16 protein-coding genes and 3 pseudogenes are annotated in these 19971 nt (G+C 67.4%); 12 read left to right on the top strand and 7 right to left on the bottom strand.

The features are described from left to right. Positions 1–8: 8 nt before the first annotated feature. Positions 9–215, bottom strand: a pseudogene (gene araH / locus KEC55_RS27245) (L-arabinose ABC transporter permease AraH); the annotation flags it as partial. On the opposite strand from araH, the pseudogene KEC55_RS27240 reads away from it, so the two are divergent. Next, a pseudogene (locus KEC55_RS27240) lies at positions 205–471 on the top strand (LysR substrate-binding domain-containing protein); the annotation flags it as partial. The pseudogenes araH and KEC55_RS27240 sit on opposite strands and share 11 nt — an antisense overlap. A gap of 100 nt (positions 472–571) precedes the next feature. On the opposite strand, the gene KEC55_RS27235 reads toward KEC55_RS27240, so the two are convergent. Together KEC55_RS27235 and KEC55_RS27230 are read right to left on the bottom strand one after the other, a co-directional pair. Then, on the bottom strand, positions 572–1216 hold the full coding sequence (locus KEC55_RS27235; protein WP_282508205.1) for a glutathione S-transferase family protein: 645 nt from the start codon (positions 1214–1216) through the stop codon (positions 572–574). A 28-nt stretch (positions 1217–1244) separates the two neighbouring features. Then, positions 1245–1721, bottom strand: a complete 477-nt coding sequence (locus KEC55_RS27230) for an OsmC family protein (protein ID WP_282508204.1) — start codon at positions 1719–1721, stop codon at positions 1245–1247. A gap of 130 nt (positions 1722–1851) precedes the next feature. Between KEC55_RS27230 and KEC55_RS27225 the strand changes: the two genes are divergently transcribed. Beyond that, a complete protein-coding gene (locus KEC55_RS27225; protein ID WP_282508203.1) occupies positions 1852–2493 on the top strand; it encodes a GntR family transcriptional regulator in 642 nt (213 codons plus the stop codon). A gap of 102 nt (positions 2494–2595) precedes the next feature. Here KEC55_RS27225 and KEC55_RS27220 read toward each other — a convergent pair whose 3' ends face one another. Then, positions 2596–3636, bottom strand: a complete 1041-nt coding sequence (locus KEC55_RS27220; RefSeq protein WP_282508202.1) for a LacI family DNA-binding transcriptional regulator — start codon at positions 3634–3636, stop codon at positions 2596–2598. 188 nt (positions 3637–3824) lie between these two features. On the opposite strand from KEC55_RS27220, the gene KEC55_RS27215 reads away from it, so the two are divergent. The 5 genes from KEC55_RS27215 to KEC55_RS27195 all read left to right on the top strand — a co-directional run bounded on the left by KEC55_RS27215 (position 3825) and on the right by KEC55_RS27195 (position 10164). Continuing rightward, the gene (locus tag KEC55_RS27215; protein ID WP_282508201.1) at positions 3825–4976 is read left to right on the top strand and encodes an ABC transporter ATP-binding protein; all 1152 of its coding nucleotides are present in this window, start codon (positions 3825–3827) and stop codon (positions 4974–4976) included. Positions 4977–4984: 8 nt separating this feature from the next. Further along, a complete protein-coding gene (locus KEC55_RS27210; RefSeq protein ID WP_282508200.1) occupies positions 4985–6970 on the top strand; it encodes a beta-galactosidase in 1986 nt (661 codons plus the stop codon). 62 nt (positions 6971–7032) lie between these two features. Next, positions 7033–8292 carry an ABC transporter substrate-binding protein gene (locus KEC55_RS27205; RefSeq protein WP_282508199.1) on the top strand — a complete coding sequence of 420 codons (1260 nt, stop codon included), beginning with the start codon at positions 7033–7035 and terminating at the stop codon, positions 8290–8292. A 54-nt stretch (positions 8293–8346) separates the two neighbouring features. After that, positions 8347–9291, top strand: a complete 945-nt coding sequence (locus tag KEC55_RS27200; RefSeq protein WP_282508197.1) for a carbohydrate ABC transporter permease — start codon at positions 8347–8349, stop codon at positions 9289–9291. A gap of 21 nt (positions 9292–9312) precedes the next feature. After that, positions 9313–10164 (top strand): carbohydrate ABC transporter permease, encoded by an 852-nt coding sequence (locus tag KEC55_RS27195; RefSeq protein ID WP_282508196.1) that lies wholly within the window; start codon positions 9313–9315, stop codon positions 10162–10164. A gap of 79 nt (positions 10165–10243) precedes the next feature. Here KEC55_RS27195 and KEC55_RS27190 read toward each other — a convergent pair whose 3' ends face one another. From KEC55_RS27190 to glcC, 3 genes and pseudogenes are all read right to left on the bottom strand, one after another. Continuing rightward, entirely contained in the window at positions 10244–11701 is a 1458-nt protein-coding gene (locus KEC55_RS27190; RefSeq protein WP_282508195.1) for a DEAD/DEAH box helicase, read from the bottom strand. A 35-nt stretch (positions 11702–11736) separates the two neighbouring features. Beyond that, positions 11737–12174, bottom strand: a pseudogene (locus KEC55_RS27185) (DUF6306 domain-containing protein); the annotation flags it as partial. Positions 12175–12421: 247 nt separating this feature from the next. Then, positions 12422–13192 (bottom strand): transcriptional regulator GlcC, encoded by a 771-nt coding sequence (gene glcC, locus KEC55_RS27180; protein WP_282508193.1) that lies wholly within the window; start codon positions 13190–13192, stop codon positions 12422–12424. Positions 13193–13410: 218 nt separating this feature from the next. On the opposite strand from glcC, the gene glcD reads away from it, so the two are divergent. The 5 genes from glcD to KEC55_RS27155 are packed head-to-tail and all read left to right on the top strand — an operon-like array spanning position 13411 to position 19872. Then, the gene (gene glcD / locus KEC55_RS27175; RefSeq protein WP_282508192.1) at positions 13411–14910 is read left to right on the top strand and encodes a glycolate oxidase subunit GlcD; all 1500 of its coding nucleotides are present in this window, start codon (positions 13411–13413) and stop codon (positions 14908–14910) included. Further along, a complete protein-coding gene (gene glcE, locus KEC55_RS27170; RefSeq protein WP_282508191.1) occupies positions 14910–15986 on the top strand; it encodes a glycolate oxidase subunit GlcE in 1077 nt (358 codons plus the stop codon). Before glcD ends, glcE begins: the two co-directional genes overlap by 1 nt. Positions 15987–16010: 24 nt before the next feature. Further along, positions 16011–17231, top strand: coding sequence for a glycolate oxidase subunit GlcF (gene glcF, locus KEC55_RS27165; protein ID WP_282508190.1), 1221 nt, complete (start codon positions 16011–16013; stop codon positions 17229–17231). A gap of 20 nt (positions 17232–17251) precedes the next feature. Further along, a complete protein-coding gene (locus KEC55_RS27160; RefSeq protein WP_282508188.1) occupies positions 17252–17656 on the top strand; it encodes a GlcG/HbpS family heme-binding protein in 405 nt (134 codons plus the stop codon). A 41-nt stretch (positions 17657–17697) separates the two neighbouring features. After that, on the top strand, positions 17698–19872 hold the full coding sequence (locus KEC55_RS27155; protein ID WP_282508187.1) for a malate synthase G: 2175 nt from the start codon (positions 17698–17700) through the stop codon (positions 19870–19872). Positions 19873–19971: the final 99 nt, after the last annotated feature.

The raw sequence follows: 19971 nt of genomic DNA, 5'->3' as shown, positions 1-19971 counted from the left end.
CGTCAGGGTCAGATCTTCATCGCGCGCCGCTGGTTGCGACGATACTGGTCGAACAGCACCGCGAGCAACAGAATTCCGCCGCGTATCAGATATTGGTAAAACGTCGGCACGTTCAGCAGGCTCATCGCGTCCTGCACGGAGCCCATGATCAGCACGCCGACCAGCACGCCGGAGATCGTCGCGACGCCGCCGGTCAGCGACACGCCGCCGGCAAACCTCGTCGAAACGTCCGCGCTGCTGTTCATCACGCAGTTGCTCGAGCAGAGCGACATGATCGCAGTGCTGGCCGAGGACGTCGCGCGCTACTACGCGCGGCACGGAATCGTCACGGTGTTGCCGCTGGAGATGGATTGCCGGATGGACGATTTCGGGATCATCACGCGCACCGACCGGCTGCATTCGCCGGCCGTCGCGGTAATGGCCGACGCGATTCGCGCGGCTGCGCGGGAGGTTTACGGCATCGCGCTGTGACGATGCAGCGCGGGTTTGGTTGCCTTGCCGAATTGCCGAATTGCCGAATTGCAGGGTATGCATGCGCGCCGCTCGACGCGCATGCTGCTCCCGTTACGCGTTACACCCAGGGCGCTGCGAGCCCTTCCGTGTTCAAAGCCCGCTGGATCGCCGGGCGCGCGAGCACCCGCTGCAGATACCCGCCGAGTACCGACCGTTGCCGCGCCGGCTCGGCAAAGCCGCGCGTCCAGCGGCACAGCATCAGCGCATACGGATCGAGCACCGTGTAGTGCTCACCGAGCAGCCACGGGCCGCCCGTCGTTTCCAGCTGATGCTCGAGCTGATCCAGCAGCGTCGCGATCTTTGCCTCCGCATGCGCCTTGACCTGCGCGGCGCCCGACGCGTTGCCCGCATCGACCCAGCGCTCCGGATAGAAATACGCGATCAGCGTTGCCTGCAGCGTGTTGGTGAGCCACATGAGCCACTTGTAGAACTGTGCACGTTCCGGCGTGCCGAGGCCGGGCGCAAGCTGCTGCTGCGGATGCGTATCGGCGAGATGCAGGCAGATCGCGGCGGTTTCGTACAGCACGAGATCGCCGTCGACCAGCACCGGGATGAGTCCGTTCGGGTTCAGCGCGAGGTAATCCGGCGACTTGTGTTGATCGTGCGTGCGGTCGACGTATTCAAGCTCGAACGGCTCACCGATTTCTTCGAGCACGAAGTGCGGCGCCATGCTGGCGTTGCTGGGGTAGTAGAAAAGCTTCATCGTCGATTTCATTCGGCTGGTGTCGGCGTCAGGCGGCGGCGAACTCGATCACCGGTTCGCAGCGGATCGGGAAATTGACCGAGTTCGCGATATAGCACTTCGCATGCGCATCATGATGCAGATGTTCTGCCCGCTCGAGATCGTCGCCGGCCTGAATGGTCACGTGCGGGCGCAGCACGATTTCGGTGAAGCGGCCCGGCTCGGAGCTGTCGACCATCGTACCTTCCGCAGCGTCGACATAGGCGAGCACGCGAATGCCCGCATCGGAGCACAAATGCAGATACCAGAGCTTGTGGCACGCCGATGCCGACGCGAGCAGCAGGTCTTCCGGATTCCAGCGCGCCGCATCGCCGCGAAACGACGCGTCCGACGAACCGGGGATGTCCGGCTTCGAACCCGCGCGGATCACATGATCGCGGCCGTACTCGCGATATCCCGACGTGCCGGTGCCACGATTGCCCGTCCACTCCACTGCGACGCGATACTTGTGTTCGCCAGATGCCATCTCGCTCTCCATTGATGTCGGTGCTTCGACCGTGCCGGACGCCGTCGTGCAGCGCCCGCCTATCGCCGCCATTGTGGCACCGGATTCCCGTTTGGTATACCATTATTCCAAATTGACGAAACACGCAGGTATGGAAGCCAAACTCGATTCCACGGCGGACGCGGTCGCCGCGTCGTTGCGCGACATGATCATCAACGGCGAGCTTGCGGCCGGGGAACGGCTCGTCGAGCGCGACCTGGCCGAGCGGTTCGGCATCAGCCGAATTCCGATGCGCGAGGCGATCCAGCGGCTGGAACGCGAAGGCTTGCTGGATATCTTCAGGAATCGCGGCGCCATCGTGCGGATGCTGAGTGCGTCCGACGTGCAGGAAATCTACGATCTTCGCGTGCTGCTCGAAGGCGACGCGATCTACCGAAGCGTGAAGCGCCTCGACGACGAGACGCTCGCGCGCGCCGAACTCGTGCATCGCCTGCTCGACGATGCGAGCGGGCCGCGCCGGCAGGGCGAGCTGAACCGCGAATTCCACGCGCTGCTGTATTCGTGTTGCGGCAACGCGAGGCAGTTGAAGTCGATTGCCGAATTGCGTAGCCAGGTCGAACGTTACGAGCGCCTGCAGACGACGCTGCTCGCCGATACGCCGTCGTTCCAGGTCGAGCATGAAGAGATCCTGCAGGCGTGCCGCGAACGCAATGCGCGCGCGGCACGCTCGATGACGGTCGCGCATCTCGAATCGGCCAGAAGCATCGTGATGCGGCTCGTCGAAGGCGATTGAGGCCGGGGCTGTGTTTGCCGCTTGCTTCACCGCGCGTGGGCCTTACCGGGCCGGGCCGATTGCGGCGGCGCCCTCCCTCGCGACGTTCAACCCATCGATACATCAAGTCGATCGCGTCACGCTCCCGTCAGGCGCGCGGCCGGTCGTCCCACGCACCACCAGTTTCGGCAGCGACGCTATCCGCACGCGTGACGCCCCGTCGCTACGCTCGCCCGCCTCGCGCAGCGCATTGAGCAGTTCGACCGCGAGCCCGGCGGCCTCGGCCGTCGGAATCGCAACGGTCGTCAGCGTGGGCCGCGTGTCGCTGGCGAGGTGAATGTCGGTAATCCCGACGATCGACAGATCGTCCGGCACACGCCTGCCGCGATCGGCCGCCGCATGCATCGCGCCGATCGCCGGCAGGTCGTTGGTGGCCAGCAGCGCAGTCAACTGCGGATGCGCGTCGAGCAGCCGCCCCGCCGCGCGCACGCCGCCTTCGATCGAGTCTGGCTCGGCGGCGACGATCGACGCATCGAGCCCCGCTTCGCGCATCACGTCGACGAAACCGTCGTAGCGCGCCGCCTGCACGCCGCTCGCCGATCCGCCGACGATCAGGCCGATCCGCTCGTGACCGAGTTCGACCAGATGCCGCGTCGCGATCCGTCCCGCCTCGCGGAAATCGATCGCCACGCACGGCAATCCGTCGGGCGGCGCCTCGGGCCGCTCCCACAGGCACAGTACGACCGGCACGCCGCGCCGCGCGACGTCGAGCAGATCCGGCAGGTGCAGGTTCGCGTTGGTCACGAGAATGCCCTCGGAAATCGTGCCGGCAATCTGGTCGAGATAAGCGCGCCCCTGCAGCGGATCTTCGTTCGTATTGCAGACGATCAGGAACTGCCCGTTACGGCGCACCGCGCGTTCGACCGCCAGCGCGAACTCCGGATAGAACGGGTTCGCGATGCTCGACACCATCAGCGCGACCGTCGGCGCGCGCCCTTCCGCCAGCGCCCGCGCGGCGAGATGCGGCCGATACCCGAGCGCCTCGACGGCCTCCAGCACCCGTGCGCGCGTCGCGTCGCCCACCCGGCCGCGATCGCGCAGCACGTTCGATACCGTCGCGGCCGTCACGCCGGCGCGGCGCGCAACTTCATCCAGTGTCGCCATGTTTGCTCACTATATGAGACGTTGATCCAGTATTTGCTTCGCTCACCGAAGCGGCGCACTATCGCCGCACACCTTGCCGCCCGTCCGACGGGCGCGACTCGGCCGCGATCGCATCGCCCCTTTTTTTGATCGCGATGGTTAAGCGCTTAATCAAGCAGTACGGCGCATTAAAACATGGAGCGGAGACAATGGCGAGCATCTCGATGCGGCGCGTGCAGAAAGCCTATGGCGATCACGCGCCGGTCATTCGCGACGTCGATCTGGAGATCGGCGCGCACGAGTTCTGCGTGTTCCTCGGGCCGTCCGGATGCGGCAAGTCGACGTTGCTGCGCATGATTGCCGGCCTCGAGGATCTGAGCGCGGGCGAGCTGTCGATCGACGGCCGCCGCGTCGACGACGTGCCGGCCGCCGAGCGCGGCGTCGCGATGGTGTTCCAGAGCTACGCGCTGTTTCCGCACATGACGGTGTACGAGAACATGGCGTTCGGACTGAAGCTCGCACGCGTGCCAAAGGCCGAGATCGACCGCAAGGTGCGCGACGCCGCACGCATCCTGCAACTCGACACACTGCTCGAGCGCAAGCCGAAGGCGCTGTCGGGCGGCCAGCGGCAGCGCGTCGCGATCGGCCGCGCGATCGTGCGCGAGCCCGGCGTGTTTCTCTTCGACGAACCGCTGTCGAATCTCGACGCGGCGCTGCGCGGCCAGACCCGCATCGAGATCGCGCGGCTGCACCGGCAGTTCGAACGCGCGAGCGTCGTCTACGTGACCCACGACCAGACCGAGGCGATGACGCTCGCCGACAAGATCGTGCTGCTGCACGCCGGCGCGGACACCGCGCAGCACGGCAGCATCGCGCAGGTCGGCGCGCCGCTCGACCTCTACCACCATCCGGCCAGCCGCTTCGTCGCGGGCTTCATCGGCTCGCCGCGCATGAACTTCCTGCCGGCCGTCGTCACAACGCGCGACGCACATCGCACGACCGTCACGCTCGTGACGTCCGGCGAAACCTTCACGCTGCCACGCGACGGCTCGGCACTCGGCGCCGGCGTGGCCGTGACGCTCGGCATTCGCCCCGAACACCTGACGCTCGGCACCGCGCCCGACGCGACCACGCTCGCGCGCGACGTCGCACTCGTCGAACGCCTCGGCGAACAGACCTATGTGCACCTCGACACGCCCGGCGGCGCACCGCTGATCGCGAAAGTACCCGGCGACGCGCAGGTGCGCACCGGCGAGCGCGTGCACCTACATGCGCCGGGCTCGGCCTGCCATCTCTTCACCGAAGACGGCCGCGCGGTGCCCGCGTGCACCGACGTCCTCGTCCACCACCACTACGCATAAGGATCGGCATGCGCCTCGGAGTTTGCTACTACCCGGAACACTGGCCGGAATCGATGTGGGCCGATGATGCCCGCCGGATGAAAGCGCTCGGCATCGAGCAGGTGCGGATCGCCGAATTCGCGTGGAGCCGGATCGAGCCGTCGCCGGGCGAATACGACTGGGGCTGGCTCGATCGCGCGGTCGATGTGCTCGGCGCGGCCGGCCTCGAGATCGTGATGTGCACGCCGACCGCGACGCCGCCGAAATGGCTGGTCGACCGCCATCCCGACATCCTCGCGATCGGCGCGGACGGCCGGCCGCGCGCGTTCGGCTCGCGCCGCCATTACGACTTCTCGTCGCCGACCTATCTCGAAGCGTCGCGGCAAATCTGCACGGCGGTCGCCGAACGCTACGGCCGCCACCCGGCCGTGCGTTACTGGCAAACCGACAACGAACTCGGCTGCCACCAGACGGTCGTCAGCTACTCGCCGGCCGCGCTCGTGCGCTTCCGCGCATGGCTGAAGGCGCGCTACGGCACGATCGACGCGCTGAACCGCGCATGGGGCACCGTGTTCTGGAGCATGGAGTATCGCCATTTCGACGAAGTCGACGCGCCTGTCGGCACCGTGACCGAGGCCCATCCGTCGCATCGCCTCGACTACCGGCGCTTCGCATCCGATGAAGTCGCGCGTTATCACCGGATGCAGGTCGACGTGATCCGCGCGCATTCGCCGGGTCGGCCCGTCGCGCACAACTTCATGCAGCTGTTCACCGAGTTCGACCACTACGAGGTCGCACGCGACCTCGACATCGCGACCTGGGACAGCTACCCGCTCGGCGCGCTCGAAGAGCAATGGTTCGCACCCGACGTGAAGGCGCGCTGGCTGCGCACCGGCCATCCCGATTTCGCGTCGTTCAATCACGACCTGTATCGCGGCATGTCGAAGCTGCCGTTCTGGGTGATGGAGCAGCAGCCGGGCCCCGTGAACTGGGCGCAGTGGAACCCCGCGCCGCTGTCGGGCATGGTGCGCCTGTGGAGCTGGGAAGCGTTCGCGCACGGCGCCGGCTGCGTGTCGTACTTCCGCTGGCGGCAGGCGCCGTTCGCGCAGGAGCAGATGCACGCGGGCCTGAACACGCCGGACAACCAGCTCGACGAAGGCGGCCGCGAGGCGCAGCGCGTCGCGCGCGAGATCGCTTCCGTACACGACGCCGGCGCGGATGCGGACGGCCCGGTGCGCGCACCGGTCGCGCTCGTCTTCGATTACGAAGCGAAGTGGCTGTTCGAAGTGCAGCCGCAAGGCGCCGATTTCCACTACCCGCGCTTCGCGTTCGAGTACTACTCGGCGCTGCGCTCGCTCGGCCTCGACGTCGACATCATCTCAGTGCACGCGCCGCTCGACGGCTACCGTCTCGTTGTGGTGCCGCCGCTGCCCGTCGTGCCGGACGATTTCGCGGCACGGCTCGCCGCCTCGGGTGCGCATGCGGTGTTCGGGCCGCGTACCGGTTCGAAGACAGTCGACCTGCAGATTCCGCCGACGCTGCCGCCTGGCGCGCTCGCGTCGATCCTGCCGGTGCGCGTGTGGCGCGTCGAATCGCTGCGGCCGAACGTGGCCGAGCGAATCGACGGCACGCTGCGCGACGGTTCGCCGCTCGCGGGCGACGCGCGCCACTGGCGCGACTTCGTCGAGCTGCACGACGACACGCGCAGCGTCGTGCGCGCACGCTTCGCCGACGGTCATCCGGCCTGCGTGTCACATGGCGCGCTGCACTACTGGGCCGCGCTGTTCGACGATGCAACCACCGCGAAGCTGTTCGCCGACGTCGCGGCCGAAGCGGGCCTCGTGCCGACGCCGCTCGGCGACGGCGTGCGCGTGAGCCGGCGCGGTGGCCTGACCTACGTTTTCAACTATGGCACCGCGCCGCACACGATCGACGCGGTGCCGCCGTCGGCGTTCGTGCTCGGCGCCGCGCAGGTCGAGCCGCAGGACGTAGCCGTGTATCGAAGCCGTTCGTAGCCCCCGCCACCGGCGCCACGACGTGCCGGTCACGCACAACGACACACAGGACTGGAGACACCATGACACATCGCCCCCTTCGCGCCGCCGCCCGGCTCGCCACGGCCGCCGCCGTCGCCTTCGCATCGCTCGCCATGACGGCGCCCGCCGATGCCGGCACGCTGACCATCAACATCGCGTTCAAGGGCGCGAGCCAGCGCGCGGTCTGGCAATCGACGCTCGATGCATTCCACAAGGCCCATCCCGACATCGACGTGAAGGCGACCTTCGTCGACGAGGAAGCGTACAAGGTGCAGCTCCCCGCGTGGCTGACGACCGTCGCGCCGGACGTCGTGAACTGGCACGCGGGCGAGCGGATGGCGTACTACGCGAAGCGCGGGCTGTTCGAGGACCTGAGCGGCGACTGGACAAAAAATGGCTGGGGCGCGATGTATGCGTCGACGCGCGACGCATCGTCGTACAACGGCAAACAGTACGCGGCGCCGACCGTCTACTACTCGTGGGGCCTGTTCTACCGCAAGGACCTGTTCCGCAAGGTCGGCATCGCCGACGAACCGAAGACCTGGGACCAGTTTCTCGACGCGTGCAAGAAGCTGAAGGCCGCAGGCATCACGCCGGTCGCGATCGGCGGCCGCGACGCGTGGACGCTCGCCGGCTGGTTCGACTATCTCGACCTGCGCCTGAACGGCAACGCATTCCACCAGCAGTTGATGGCGGGCGACGTGCCGTACACCGACCCGCGCGTGAAGAAGGTCTACACGACCTGGAAATCGCTGATCGATGCCGGCTACTTCATCGACAACGCGCTGTCCTACGATCTCGACGGCGCGCAGCCGTTCCTGTTCCAGGGCAAGGCCGCGATGATGCTGATGGGCACCTTCATCGCGGCGGGCTTTCCGCCGAACGTGAAGCAGGAAATGGGCTACTACCGCTTCCCGGTCATCGACCCGAAGGTGCCGACCGCCGAGGACGGCCCGGTCGAATCGCTGCACATCCCGACGAAGGCGAAGAACAAGGCCGATGCGCACACGTTCCTCGCGTTCGTCGAAACGCCCGAGATGGGCGCGAAGCTCGCGGAAGGCCTCGGCTCGCTGTCGGCGAACAGCAAGTCGCCCGAGCCGGCCGATCCGATTTCGCGCATCGGCTTCCGGATCCTCGCCGATACGAAGGGCGGCGTCGCGCAGTTCTACGACCGCGACATGACGAAGGAAATGGCCGACGAGGGGATGAAGGGCATGCAGCAGTTCCTCGCGAATCCCGCGCAGCTCGATACGGTGCTCGCGCAACTCGAACAGACCCGCAAGCGGATCTACAAGAAGTGACCGCGTGACCCAACCGGCGGCCGCGTGCCGCCGCGTCCGTTCAGGAGGCTTGCCGTGTCCAGTCCGATCACGTCCACCCCGCCCGCCGGCACCGCGCCGCCGCCGCGCGGAACATCCGCCACCGCGTTGCCCGCGCGCCGCCCGTCGCCCGCCGTGCGGCGGCAACGACGCGCCGCGTGGCTGTTTCTCGCGCCGGCCTGCGCAATGGTTGCCGTCTATGTGATCTGGCCGATCCTGTCGACGCTGTGGCTGAGCCTGTACAACTGGGACGGGATGACCGAACGCACGTTTGTCGGCCTCGCGAACTATGCCGAGCTGCTGCAAGCGCCGACGTTCTACACGGCGCTGCGCAACAACGTGATCTGGCTCGTGCTCTTCATGCTCGCGCCGCCGCTCGGGCTTGCGCTCGCGTTGTACCTGAACCAGGCGGTCGGCGGCATCCGGCTCGTAAAATCGCTGTTCTTCGCGCCGTTCGTGCTGTCCGGCGTGGTCGTCGGCCTGATCTTCTCGTGGTTCTACGATCCGACGTTCGGGCTGCTTGCGCTGATCGCGGGGCACGGCATCCCGGTGCTCGGCGACGCGCGCTACGCGACGCTCGGCATCGTGTTCGCCGCGCTGTGGCCGCAAACGGCGTACTGCATGATCCTGTACCTGACCGGTCTCACGTCGATCAACCCGGAACAGATCGAGGCCGCGCGGATGGAAGGTGCGCGCGGCTTCGCGCTGCTGTGGCACGTCGTGCTGCCACAGCTGCGGCCGACCACGTTCATGGCGATCGTCGTCACGGTGATCGGCGCGCTGCGCAGCTTCGACCTGATCTCGGTCATGACGAGCGGCGGCCCGTTCGAGAGTTCGACCGTGCTCGCGTATTACATGTACGACCAGGCGATCAAGTACTACCGGCTCGGCTATTCCGCGTCGATCGCAGTCGTGCTGTTCGCGATCATGCTCGTCTACATCGTGTTCCAGTTGCGCCGCATGCTGCGCAACGAGCAGTGACCTACCGGGGATTCATCGATCATGTTTCCGACGCCCGTTGCCCAATGGAAGCCCGTCTCGCGCCGGCTGTACAAGCTGTCGCTGCCCGTCGCATTACTGATCTGGCTGATGCCGATGATCGCCGTGTTCGTCACGTCGGTGCGCTCGACCGAGGAGCTCGTCGAAGGCCACTACTGGGGGTGGCCACGGCACTTCGCGATGGTCGAGAACTACCGCGACGCGCTGACGACGTCACCGATGCTGCATTACTTCTGGAACAGCGTGCAGATCACGGTGCCGTCGGTGATCGGCTCGATCGCGCTCGCGGCGATGGCCGGCTTTGCGCTGGCGACCTACCGGTTTCGCGGCAATACCGCGCTGTTCGGCACGTTCGTCGCCGGCAACTTCGTGCCCGTGCAGGTGTTGATGATTCCGGTGCGCGACCTGTCGCTGAGGCTCGGTGTGTTCAACACCGTCGATGCGCTGATCCTGTTTCATGTCGCGTTTCAGACCGGGTTCTGCACGCTGTTCCTGCGCAACTTCATCAAGCAGTTGCCGTTCGAGCTGATCGAGGCCGCGCGCATCGAAGGCGCCGGAGAATGGACGGTGTTCTGGCGGATCGTGCTGCCGTTGATCCGGCCGGCGTTGGCCGCGCTTGCGATTCTCGTGTTTACGTTCGTGTGGAACGATTACTTCTGGGCGCTGTGTCTCACGCAGGGCGATGAGGCCGCGCCGATCACGGCGGGCGTCGCCGCGCTGAAGGGACAATGGACGACGTCGTGGAATCTCGTTTCGGCCGGGTCGATCCTTGCGGCGCTGCCGTCGGTCGCGATGTTCTTCGCGATGCAGAAGCATTTCGTCGCGGGGCTCACGTTCGGCGCGACGAAAGGCTGAACGCGCGCCGGACGCGTTTTCGTATCTCCCCCTCCGCATCGTGAGGTTGCCCGCTTCGGCGGGCTTTTTTCATGCCGGATCAGGGTTGGCGTTTGCCGCGACCGCCAGCGGGTTTCGCCGCCGATTTGCCGGCCGGCTTGCCCGCCCCCGCACCTGCCTTGCCCGCAGGTTTGCTGCGCGGCTTCTGCACGCTGAACGGGCTGCCGATCGTGTAGTCCGGTCCATTACCGGCCGGCTTCGCATGCTGCGTCGCAGGCTTGCGCTTGCTTTCACCGCCTTGCGGGTGCGGCTTCTTGCCGGGCCCCTGCTTGGCAACCGGCACCGCCTGCTGCACCTTGGGTTTCTTCGGCTTTTTCGGCTTCTTGATGATCTGCCCGGTCGCACTCGTTTCCGGCACGCGGTGTTCGGCTTCGAAGCCCGGCTCTTCTTCACGCCGCAGCGTTTGCCGGATCAGCGCTTCGATCGCGGCCAGTTGCGGCGCCTCGTCGGCACACACCAGCGACACCGCCACCCCGCTGGCGCCCGCGCGCCCGGTACGGCCGATACGGTGCACATAGTCCTGCGCGACGATCGGCAGATCGACGTTGATCACCAGCGGCAGATCGTCGATATCGAGCCCGCGCGCCGCCACATCGGTGGCGACCAGCATCTGGACTTCGCGTGCCTTGAAGCGCTCCAGCGCACGCAGGCGCGCGGGCTGCGGCTTGTCGCCGTGGATGGTGTCGACCGCGTAGCCCGCTTCATCGAGCATGGCCGCCAGGTAATCCACGCCGACACGAGTCTTGACGAACACCAGCGCGTGCTCCCAGTTGTTCTCGGCCACCAGGTGCATGAAGAGATCGGGCTTGTTCCGCTTGTCGACCGTCACCACCCACTGCTTGATCTTGCTGGCCGTGGCATTGGGCTGGCTGACGCTGATATCGACCGGGCTGCGCAGAATGTTGGCCGCCATCGCGCGGATATCGTCGGTAAACGTCGCGGAGAACAGCAGCGTCTGGCGCCGGGCCGGCAACGCAGCGAAGACGGCGTCGAGTTCGCGCGCAAAGCCGAGATCGAGCATGCGGTCGGCTTCGTCGAGCACCAGCGTCTGCACCTGATCGAACTGCACCGCGTTCTGGCGATTGAGGTCGAGCAGACGGCCCGGCGTGGCGACGAGCACGTCCACGCCCTTGCGCAGCTTCATCATCTGCGGATTGATGCTCACGCCACCGTAGGCAGCCAGGAAACGCAGATCGAGGCCTTTGCCGTACTCGACGAAGCTTTGCAGCACCTGTTCGGCCAGTTCACGCGTGGGCACCAGCACCAGCACGCGCGCACGGTTGCTCGACACCGCCGGGCCGTGTTGCACCAGCCGTTGCAGCAGCGGCAGCGCAAAACCGGCCGTTTTGCCCGTGCCGGTCTGTGCCGCGGCCATGACGTCCTTGCCACTCAGCACGGCAGGGATCGCCTTGGCCTGCACCGGCGTAGGTGTCTGGTAATTGAGGCCCTGCAGATTACGCAGCAGCGGCTCGATCAGGCCAAGCGAGGCAAAGGACATGGACGTATTCCGGGCTAAAACCGCAATTCTAGCGGTTACGGCGCGGGTTGCGCCCCGTCCGCTCCGCCGCGCAGCCGCACATCGACCGCCCCGATATTCTTCTCGTGCGCCACCAGCATCAACGACAGTGCGTGATGCATGTCCCGATCGGCGAGCGTCGGCAGCAACGTCTGCAGCTTGCGGACCACCCAGCGCTGGCCACGATTCAGGAATGCCATCCGCTCCGCCAGATCGTCGATCGTCATCGCCTTCTCGTAGAACGCGCCGGTCGCGCGCGTCGGTACCGCATCGAGCGACCGGATCGCGTCGACGAGCACGCTGCACCAGTGCGCCTCGTCCTGGCGAATATGGGCGATCAGCCGATGCAGCTCCGGATCGTCGCTCACCTCGGCTGCCGTTTCGGAAGCGACACGCGCGCCTGCGCGCTCGGCCTCCAGCAGTTCGTCGAGCGTCGCCAGCAGCGCGGCGCGGTCTTCATGCGGAATCGGGTCGGCACGGGCGTCAGGCCCGTCGCCATGCTTCGGAATCGACATGCAGCATCCTCCTGTCAGGATCGATGGCGTAATACATGCGACGGTACACGGCGCACGTTGCACGAACGTGCAAATCCGAGGATGCCGTCTGCCGAATACATCACATTATGATGCAACAACCAATCAAACCGCATCGTCGACGCACTTCGCTTGATTCATGTCATCGCATAAACGCACCGGCGCTAGCTCAGGTCCACCCTTCGAGCCGTAACGTCGAACGCACGAGCCGCTGCTCCTCCTGCTCGATCTCGCGCAGATACTCGACGCACTGGCGGATATGTTCGCTCGCGGCCTTGCGTGCCTGGTCGGGCAGCCGCCCCGTGACCGCGTTGTAGAGCCGCGCGTGCTGGCGGTCGATCTGCTTCTTCAGCGGTTCGCGGTGATAGAGGTTGTTCACCGACGCGAACACCGAACTGAGCAACAGGTCGGTCAGCGACTGCAGCGTATTGACGAGCACCGGGTTGTGCGACGCCTCGCAGATCGCGAGATGAAACGCGTGATCGAGCTTCGCACGCGCGGCAGGGTCGAGATCCTGCGCGTCGGCCGCGGTCATTTCCTCGTAGCGACGCCTGATCAGGATGAAATCGGCCGGCGTGCCGCGCAACGCCGCGAGCCGGGCAGCCTCGGCCTCGAGCATCCCGCGCACCTCGAACAGGTCATACAGCGTGCGCGGCTGCGAGCCGAGCAGATGCATCATCGGCGTGGTCTCGCGCTGCGGGGTCAGGCTCGCGACGAACGAGCCCTTGCCGTGCATCGTGTCGATGATCCCGCGCGCGTGCAGCAGCTTCATCCCTTCGCGCACGGCCGTGCGCGACACGCCGAGCTTCTCGGTCAGCCGGCGCTCGGACGGCAGCGCCTGCCCGGCCTTCAGCACGCCGTCGACGATCAGCTGCTCGATCCGCTCGGCGACGACATCGGCCACGCGCCGCGCCGGCCCTTCTCGATCCTGCATTTCCATACTGGTATGACCACTTTGGACGGATACCGACGATTTTCGCACAAAGCCTTGTTTCAATTGGAATTCCTTGTCCTTGCGCGGATACCTGACAAGAGCCGATTCAGAAATTGGTATGACCACTCGTAAGACGTCTGGACACGCCGGCACAGCCCGCCAAGAATCCCCTCCTTCCGGCGTGTCGCGCATCGCGCGGCCGCCCGCATGGTGGAGACAGACCGATGAGTTTCATCTACGACGAACGGATCGACGGCCCGCTGGCGACCGTCAGCCGTGACACGCTCGTCGCCGCGCTGCACGCGGCGGCGCCCGGCCTCGACGTGCTGCACGAACGCGAGGCGCTCAAGCCGTTCGAATGTGACGGCCTCGCCGCGTACCGCACGGTGCCGCTCGCGGTCGTGCTGCCCGACACGGTCGAGCAGGTGCGCGCGGTGCTGCGCGTCGCAACCGCGCTCGGCGTGCCGGTCGTTGCGCGCGGCGCGGGCACGGGGCTGTCGGGTGGCGCGATGCCGCTCGAAAAAGGCCTCCTGCTCGTGATGGCGAAGTTCAACCGGATTCTCGACATCGACCCCGATGCCGGCATCGCGCGCGTGCAGCCCGGCGTGCGCAACCTCGCGATCTCGCAGGCGGCCGCGCCGCACGGCCTCTACTACGCGCCCGATCCGTCGTCACAGATCGCGTGCTCGATCGGCGGCAACGTCGCCGAGAACGCGGGCGGCGTGCATTGCCTGAAATACGGGCTCACGGTGCACAACATCCTGAAGGTCGAGATCCTGACGATCGACGGCGATACGCTCACGCTCGGCGCCGATGCGCTCGACGCACCGGGATTCGACCTGCTCGCGCTGTTCACCGGCTCCGAAGGGATGCTCGGCATCGTCACCGAAGTGACCGTGAAGCTGCTGCCGAAACCGCCGAGCGTGAAGGTGCTGATGGCGAGCTTCGACGACGTTGCCGAGGCCGGCGCCGCGGTCGCGCGGATCATCGGCGCGGGCGTGATTCCCGGCGGCCTCGAGATGATGGACAACCTCGCGATCCGCGCGGCCGAGGATTTCATCCACGCGGGCTACCCGGTCGATGCCCAGGCGATCCTGCTGTGCGAACTCGACGGCGCGGCAAGCGACGTCGACGAGGATGCCGAACGCGTCGCCGCATTGCTGCGCGCCGCGGGCGCCACCGAGATCCGCGTGGCGCGCGACGAAGCCGAGCGCCAGCGTTTCTGGGCCGGCCGCAAGAACGCGTTCCCCGCGGTCGGCCGCATGTCGCCCGACTACTACTGCATGGACGGCACCATCCCGCGCCGCGAGCTGCCGCGTGTGCTCGAAGGGATCGCCGCGTTGTCCGCCGAATACGGGCTGCCGGTCGCGAACGTGTTCCACGCGGGCGACGGCAACATGCACCCGCTGATCCTGTTCGACGCGAACCGGCCGGGCGAACTCGACCGCGCGGAAGCGCTGGGCGGAAAGATCCTCGAGCTGTGCGTCGCGGCGGGCGGCAGCATCACTGGCGAGCACGGCGTCGGGCGCGAGAAGATCAACCAGATGTGCGTGCAGTTCAACGCCGACGAAATCACGTTCTTCCACGCGGTGAAGGCCGCGTTCGATCCGCAGGGCCTGCTCAATCCCGGCAAGAACATCCCGACGCTGCACCGCTGCGCCGAATTCGGCGCGATGCACGTCCATCACGGCAAGCTGCCGTTTCCCGAACTGGAGCGCTTCTGATGCGACGTGACATCGAATCGATCGACGACAGCGCGGCGCTCGTTGCGCAGGTCGACGCCGCGCTCCACGACCGCCAGCCGTTGCACATCCGCGGCGCCGGCACGAAGGCGTTCCTTGGCCGCCCCGTCGAAGGCCGCACGCTCGACGTACGCACGCATCGCGGCGTTGTCTCGTACGACCCGACCGAACTCGTCGTCACCGCGCGCGCGGGCACGCCGCTCGCCGATCTCGAAGCGATGCTCGACGCGGCCGGCCAGATGCTGCCGTGCGAGCCGCCGTCGTTCGGCGGCGCGGCCACGGTCGGCGGGATGTTCGCGGCGGCGCTGTCGGGGCCGCGCCGCCCGTGGGCCGGCGCGGTGCGCGACTTCGTGCTCGGCTGCCGCGTGATCACCGGCCACGCGAAACACCTGCGCTTTGGCGGCGAAGTGATGAAGAACGTCGCGGGCTACGACGTGTCGCGGTTGCTCGCGGGCAGCTTCGGCTGCCTCGGCGTCGTGACCGAGGTGTCGCTGAAAGTGCTGCCGAAACCGCGCGCGACGTGCGATCTCGCATTGGCGCTCACAGCCGGTGAAGCCGTGCAGCGCGTGGCCGCATGGCGGCGCGCGGGGCTGCCGCTCGCGGGCGCGTGCCACGCGGACGGCGTGCTGCGCGTACGGATCGAAGGCGGAGAAGGCTCGGTGAAGGCCGCTCGCGGCACGATCGGCGGCGATCCGATGGACGATACCGCCGACGCGTTCTGGGCACGGCTGCGCGATCTTGCGCTGCCGCTCTTCGACGATCCGCGCCCGCTGTGGCGTGTGTCGGTGCCTGCTGCCGCGCCGCTCGACGCGTTGCCGGGCGCGCAGCTCGTCGACTGGGGCGGCGCACAGCGCTGGCTGAAAAGCGCCGCCGCGCCGGCCGACGTGCGGCGGCTCGCCGCGCAATCGGGCGGCCACGCGACCTGCTTCACGCCGGGCGTCACACACGAGCCGTTCCAGCCGCTGCCGCCCGCGTTGCTGCGCGTCCACCGGCAGCTCAAGTCACAGCTCGACCCGCATGCGATTTTCAATCCCGGCCGGCTCTACGCCGACTTCTGACGCGAACCCGATCCCGACCCGCCGATGCAAACCAATCTCAGCGAAGCAAGCAAGGCCCTCGCCCGGGCCGACGAAGCGGAAGCGATCCTGCGCGCGTGCGTGCACTGCGGCTTCTGCAACGCGACCTGCCCGACCTACCAGGTGCTCGGCAACGAGCTCGACGGGCCGCGCGGCCGCATCTACCTGATCAAGCAACTGCTCGAAGGCGAACCGTGCGGCGAGCGCACGCAGCAGCATCTCGACCGCTGCCTGACGTGCCGGAACTGCGAGACGACCTGCCCGTCCGGCGTGCGCTATCACACGCTGCTCGACATCGGCCGCGCGGAAGCCGAGAAGCGTGCGCCGCGGCCCGCGCGCGAACGTCTGCTGCGCGCGGGGCTGCGTCACGTCGTGCCGCGCCCGGCGACGTTCGCCGCATTGCTGAAGGCCGGCCGCGCACTGCGCCCACTGCTGCCCGGCACGCTGCAGGACAAGATCCCGGCCGCCGTTCCCGCCGCCGCGCCGCGCCCGGCCGTGCGTCACGCGCGGCGCGTGCTGATGCTCGAAGGTTGCGTGCAGCCGTCGCTGTCGCCGAACACCAACGCGGCCACCGCGCGCGTGCTGGACCGGCTCGGCATCAGCGTCACGCCGGCACGCGAAGCCGGCTGCTGCGGCGCGACCGAATATCACCTCAACGCGCAGGATGCCGGCCTCGCCCGCGCGCGCCGCAATATCGACGCGTGGTGGCCGGCGATCGAGGCCGGCGCGGAAGCGATCGTGCTGACGGCAAGCGGCTGCGGCGCGTTCGTCAAGGAATACGGCGACCTGCTGCGCTCCGACCCCGTCTATGCGGAGAAAGCGCGGCGCGTCAGCGCGCTCGCGCGCGATCTCGCGGAAGTGATCGCGGCCGAGCCGCTCGACGCGCTGGCCGATGCGACGCCGCGCCGCGTCGCGGTCCACTGCCCGTGCACGCTGCAGCACGCGCAGCGGCTCGGCGGCGCGGTGGAAAACATCCTGACGCGGCTCGGCTTCGATCTGACGAATGTCGCTGACGGCCATCTGTGCTGCGGCTCGGCCGGCACGTATTCGCTGACGCAGCCCGAACTCGCGACGAAACTGCGCGACAACAGACTCGATGCGCTCGAAGCCGCGCAGCCGGACCTGATTGTCACGGCCAACGTCGGCTGCCAGACTCACCTGAACGGCGCGGGGCGCACGCCCGTGCGCCACTGGATCGAACTCGTCGACAACCGACTCGTCAACTGACCTGATTCCGGAGGACCTCCATGCAAACGAAACCCGAACTCGAACTCGACGACGCCGATCGCATGCTCGCCGCCGCCCGCGCCGAAGCGGAACGCCACGGCTGGGCCGTGTCGATCGCCGTCGTCGACGATGGCGGCCACCTGCTCGCGTTCGCGCGGCTGAACGGCGCATCGCCGGCCAGCGCGATCATCTCGCAGGACAAGGCGCGCGCGGCGGCGCTCGGCCGTCGCGAGACGAAGGCGTATGAGGATATGATCAACGGTGGCCGCACCGCGTTTCTCAGCGTGCCGCTGACGGGGTTGCTCGAAGGCGGCGTGCCGATCACGGTCGGCGGCCGGATCGCGGGCGCGATCGGCGTGTCTGGCGTAAAGTCCGAGCAGGACGCGCAGATCGCCCGCGCCGGCACACAAAGCGTCGCGGGATAACCAGCCAAGCCGCGCGCGCATTTTCCCCGGGAGGATTAACGATGATCGACCAAGCAGGACTGCAAGTCGCGCCAGCGCTGAGCCAGTTCATTGAAAACGAAGCGCTGCCGGGCACCGGCATCGACAAGGCCGCGTTCTGGAGCGGTTTCTCGGCCCTGGTGCACGACCTCGCGCCGCGCAACCGCGAACTGCTCGCGGAACGCGACCGCCTGCAGCTGGAACTCGACGCGTGGCACCGTGCACATCCGGGCCCCGTACGCGACCACGCCGCGTACCGCGCGTTCCTCGAACAAATCGGCTACCTCGTGCCGGTCCCGTCGAACGTCGCGGCAGCCACCGCGAACGTCGACAGCGAGATCGCCACGCAGGCCGGCCCGCAGCTCGTCGTGCCGCTGTCGAACGCACGCTATGCGCTGAACGCCGCGAACGCCCGCTGGGGCAGCCTGTACGACGCGCTGTACGGCACCGACGCGCTGCCTGAAGACGGCGGCGCCGAACGCACTTCGGCCTACAACCCGACGCGCGGCCAGCGCGTGATCGACTATGCGCGCAACGTGCTCGACAACGCGGCGCCGCTCGCGAGCGGCTCGCACCGCGACGCACTGCGCTACCGCGTGCAGGGCGGCCAGCTCGCCGTCGAAACCGCGAAGGGAATCGTGGGCCTCGCGCAACCGGCGCAGTTCGTCGGCTACCAGGGCGCGGCCGACGCGCCGTCCGCGATCCTGCTGAAGCACAACGGCCTGCACCTCGAGATTCAGATCGACGCATCGACGCCGATCGGCCGCGCCGATCTCGCGAACGTGAAGGACGTCGTGCTCGAAGCGGCGGTCAGCACGATCATCGACTGCGAGGATTCAGTCGCGGCGGTCGACGCCGACGACAAGGTTCAGCTCTACCGCAACTGGCTCGGCCTGATGCAGGGCACGCTGGTCGAGGAAGTCGCGAAGGGCGGCAAGACCTTCACGCGCCGCCTGAACGCCGACCGCGAGTACACCACGCCCGATGGCGGCACGCTGTCGCTGCACGGCCGCTCGCTGCTGTTCGTGCGCAACGTCGGCCACCTGATGACCAACGGCGCGGTGCTCGACCGCGACGGCAACGAGATTCCGGAAGGCATCCTCGACGGCGTCGTCACGGTGCTGTGCTCGCTGCACGACCTGAAGGCGAAGCGCAATTCGCGCACGGGCTCGATCTACATCGTGAAGCCGAAGATGCACGGCCCGCTCGAAGTCGCGTTCGCCGATACGCTGTTCGCACGCATCGAAGACTTGTACGGCCTGCCGCGCAACACGCTGAAGATGGGCATCATGGACGAGGAGCGCCGCACCAGCGTGAACCTCGCCGCGTGTATCGCCGCCGCAGCAGCGCGCGTCGCGTTCATCAACACCGGCTTCCTCGACCGCACCGGCGACGAGATGCACACCGCGATGGAAGCGGGCCCGATGATCCGCAAGGGCGACATGAAGTCGTCGGCGTGGATCCAGTCGTACGAGCGCAACAACGTGCTCGCGGGCCTGTCGGCCGGCCTGCGCGGCCGCGCACAGATCGGCAAGGGCATGTGGGCGATGCCGGACCTGATGCACGCGATGCTCGAGCAGAAGATCGCGCATCCGCGCGCCGGCGCGAACACCGCCTGGGTACCGTCGCCGACCGCCGCGACGCTGCATGCGCTGCACTACCACCTCGTCGACGTGCAAGCCGTCCAGCAGGAACTCGAGAAAACGCCGTACGCGAGCGAACGCGACACGCTGCTCGAAGGCCTGCTGACCGTACCGGTCGTCGAGCGCGCCGAGTGGAGCGAGGCCGAGATCCTGAGCGAGGTCGAGAACAACGCGCAAGGCATCCTCGGCTACGTCGTGCGCTGGGTCGAACAGGGCGTCGGCTGCTCGAAGGTGCCCGACATCCACGACGTCGGCCTGATGGAAGACCGTGCAACGCTGCGCATTTCGAGCCAGCACATCGCGAACTGGCTGCGCCACGGCGTGATCACCGAGGCCTTCGTGCTCGACGTGTTCAAGCGGATGGCGCGCGTCGTCGATCAGCAGAACGCCGGCGACCCGAACTATCGCCCGATGGCGCCCGGCTACGACCAGTCGACCGCGTTCAAGGCCGCGTGCGCGCTCGCGCTGCAGGGCACGTCGCAACCGAGCGGTTACACCGAGCCGCTGCTGCACCGGTTCCGCCTCGCGTTCAAGGCGCAACAGCACGGCGCTTGAGGCATGCGCATGCGGGCCTGACCCGCATGCCTGCCGGCGTCACGAAACGGGCGGCCCTCGCGGCCGCCCGTTTTCATATTCGCGTTCACACGGCTGTTG

It is taken from the genome of Burkholderia cepacia (assembly GCF_029962485.1).
Lineage (GTDB): Bacteria > Pseudomonadota > Gammaproteobacteria > Burkholderiales > Burkholderiaceae > Burkholderia.
This window is presented reverse-complemented; position numbering and strand designations above follow the sequence as displayed.

What these genes read in the sequence shown, in the direction of transcription:
- KEC55_RS27215 (WP_282508201.1), top strand. Translation starts at nt 3,825, where the DNA reads ATGGCGAGCATCTCGATGCGGCGCGTGCAGAAAGCCTATGGCGATCAC.
- KEC55_RS27235 (WP_282508205.1), bottom strand. Translation starts at nt 1,216, where the DNA reads ATGAAGCTTTTCTACTACCCCAGCAACGCCAGCATGGCGCCGCACTTC.
- KEC55_RS27205 (WP_282508199.1), top strand. Translation starts at nt 7,033, where the DNA reads ATGACACATCGCCCCCTTCGCGCCGCCGCCCGGCTCGCCACGGCCGCC.
- glcE (WP_282508191.1), top strand. Translation starts at nt 14,910, where the DNA reads ATGCGACGTGACATCGAATCGATCGACGACAGCGCGGCGCTCGTTGCG.
- glcF (WP_282508190.1), top strand. Translation starts at nt 16,011, where the DNA reads ATGCAAACCAATCTCAGCGAAGCAAGCAAGGCCCTCGCCCGGGCCGAC.
- KEC55_RS27220 (WP_282508202.1), bottom strand. Translation starts at nt 3,636, where the DNA reads ATGGCGACACTGGATGAAGTTGCGCGCCGCGCCGGCGTGACGGCCGCG.
- KEC55_RS27190 (WP_282508195.1), bottom strand. Translation starts at nt 11,701, where the DNA reads ATGTCCTTTGCCTCGCTTGGCCTGATCGAGCCGCTGCTGCGTAATCTG.
- KEC55_RS27160 (WP_282508188.1), top strand. Translation starts at nt 17,252, where the DNA reads ATGCAAACGAAACCCGAACTCGAACTCGACGACGCCGATCGCATGCTC.
- KEC55_RS27225 (WP_282508203.1), top strand. Translation starts at nt 1,852, where the DNA reads ATGGAAGCCAAACTCGATTCCACGGCGGACGCGGTCGCCGCGTCGTTG.
- KEC55_RS27230 (WP_282508204.1), bottom strand. Translation starts at nt 1,721, where the DNA reads ATGGCATCTGGCGAACACAAGTATCGCGTCGCAGTGGAGTGGACGGGC.
- KEC55_RS27195 (WP_282508196.1), top strand. Translation starts at nt 9,313, where the DNA reads ATGTTTCCGACGCCCGTTGCCCAATGGAAGCCCGTCTCGCGCCGGCTG.
- KEC55_RS27155 (WP_282508187.1), top strand. Translation starts at nt 17,698, where the DNA reads ATGATCGACCAAGCAGGACTGCAAGTCGCGCCAGCGCTGAGCCAGTTC.
- glcD (WP_282508192.1), top strand. Translation starts at nt 13,411, where the DNA reads ATGAGTTTCATCTACGACGAACGGATCGACGGCCCGCTGGCGACCGTC.
- KEC55_RS27210 (WP_282508200.1), top strand. Translation starts at nt 4,985, where the DNA reads ATGCGCCTCGGAGTTTGCTACTACCCGGAACACTGGCCGGAATCGATG.
- glcC (WP_282508193.1), bottom strand. Translation starts at nt 13,192, where the DNA reads ATGGAAATGCAGGATCGAGAAGGGCCGGCGCGGCGCGTGGCCGATGTC.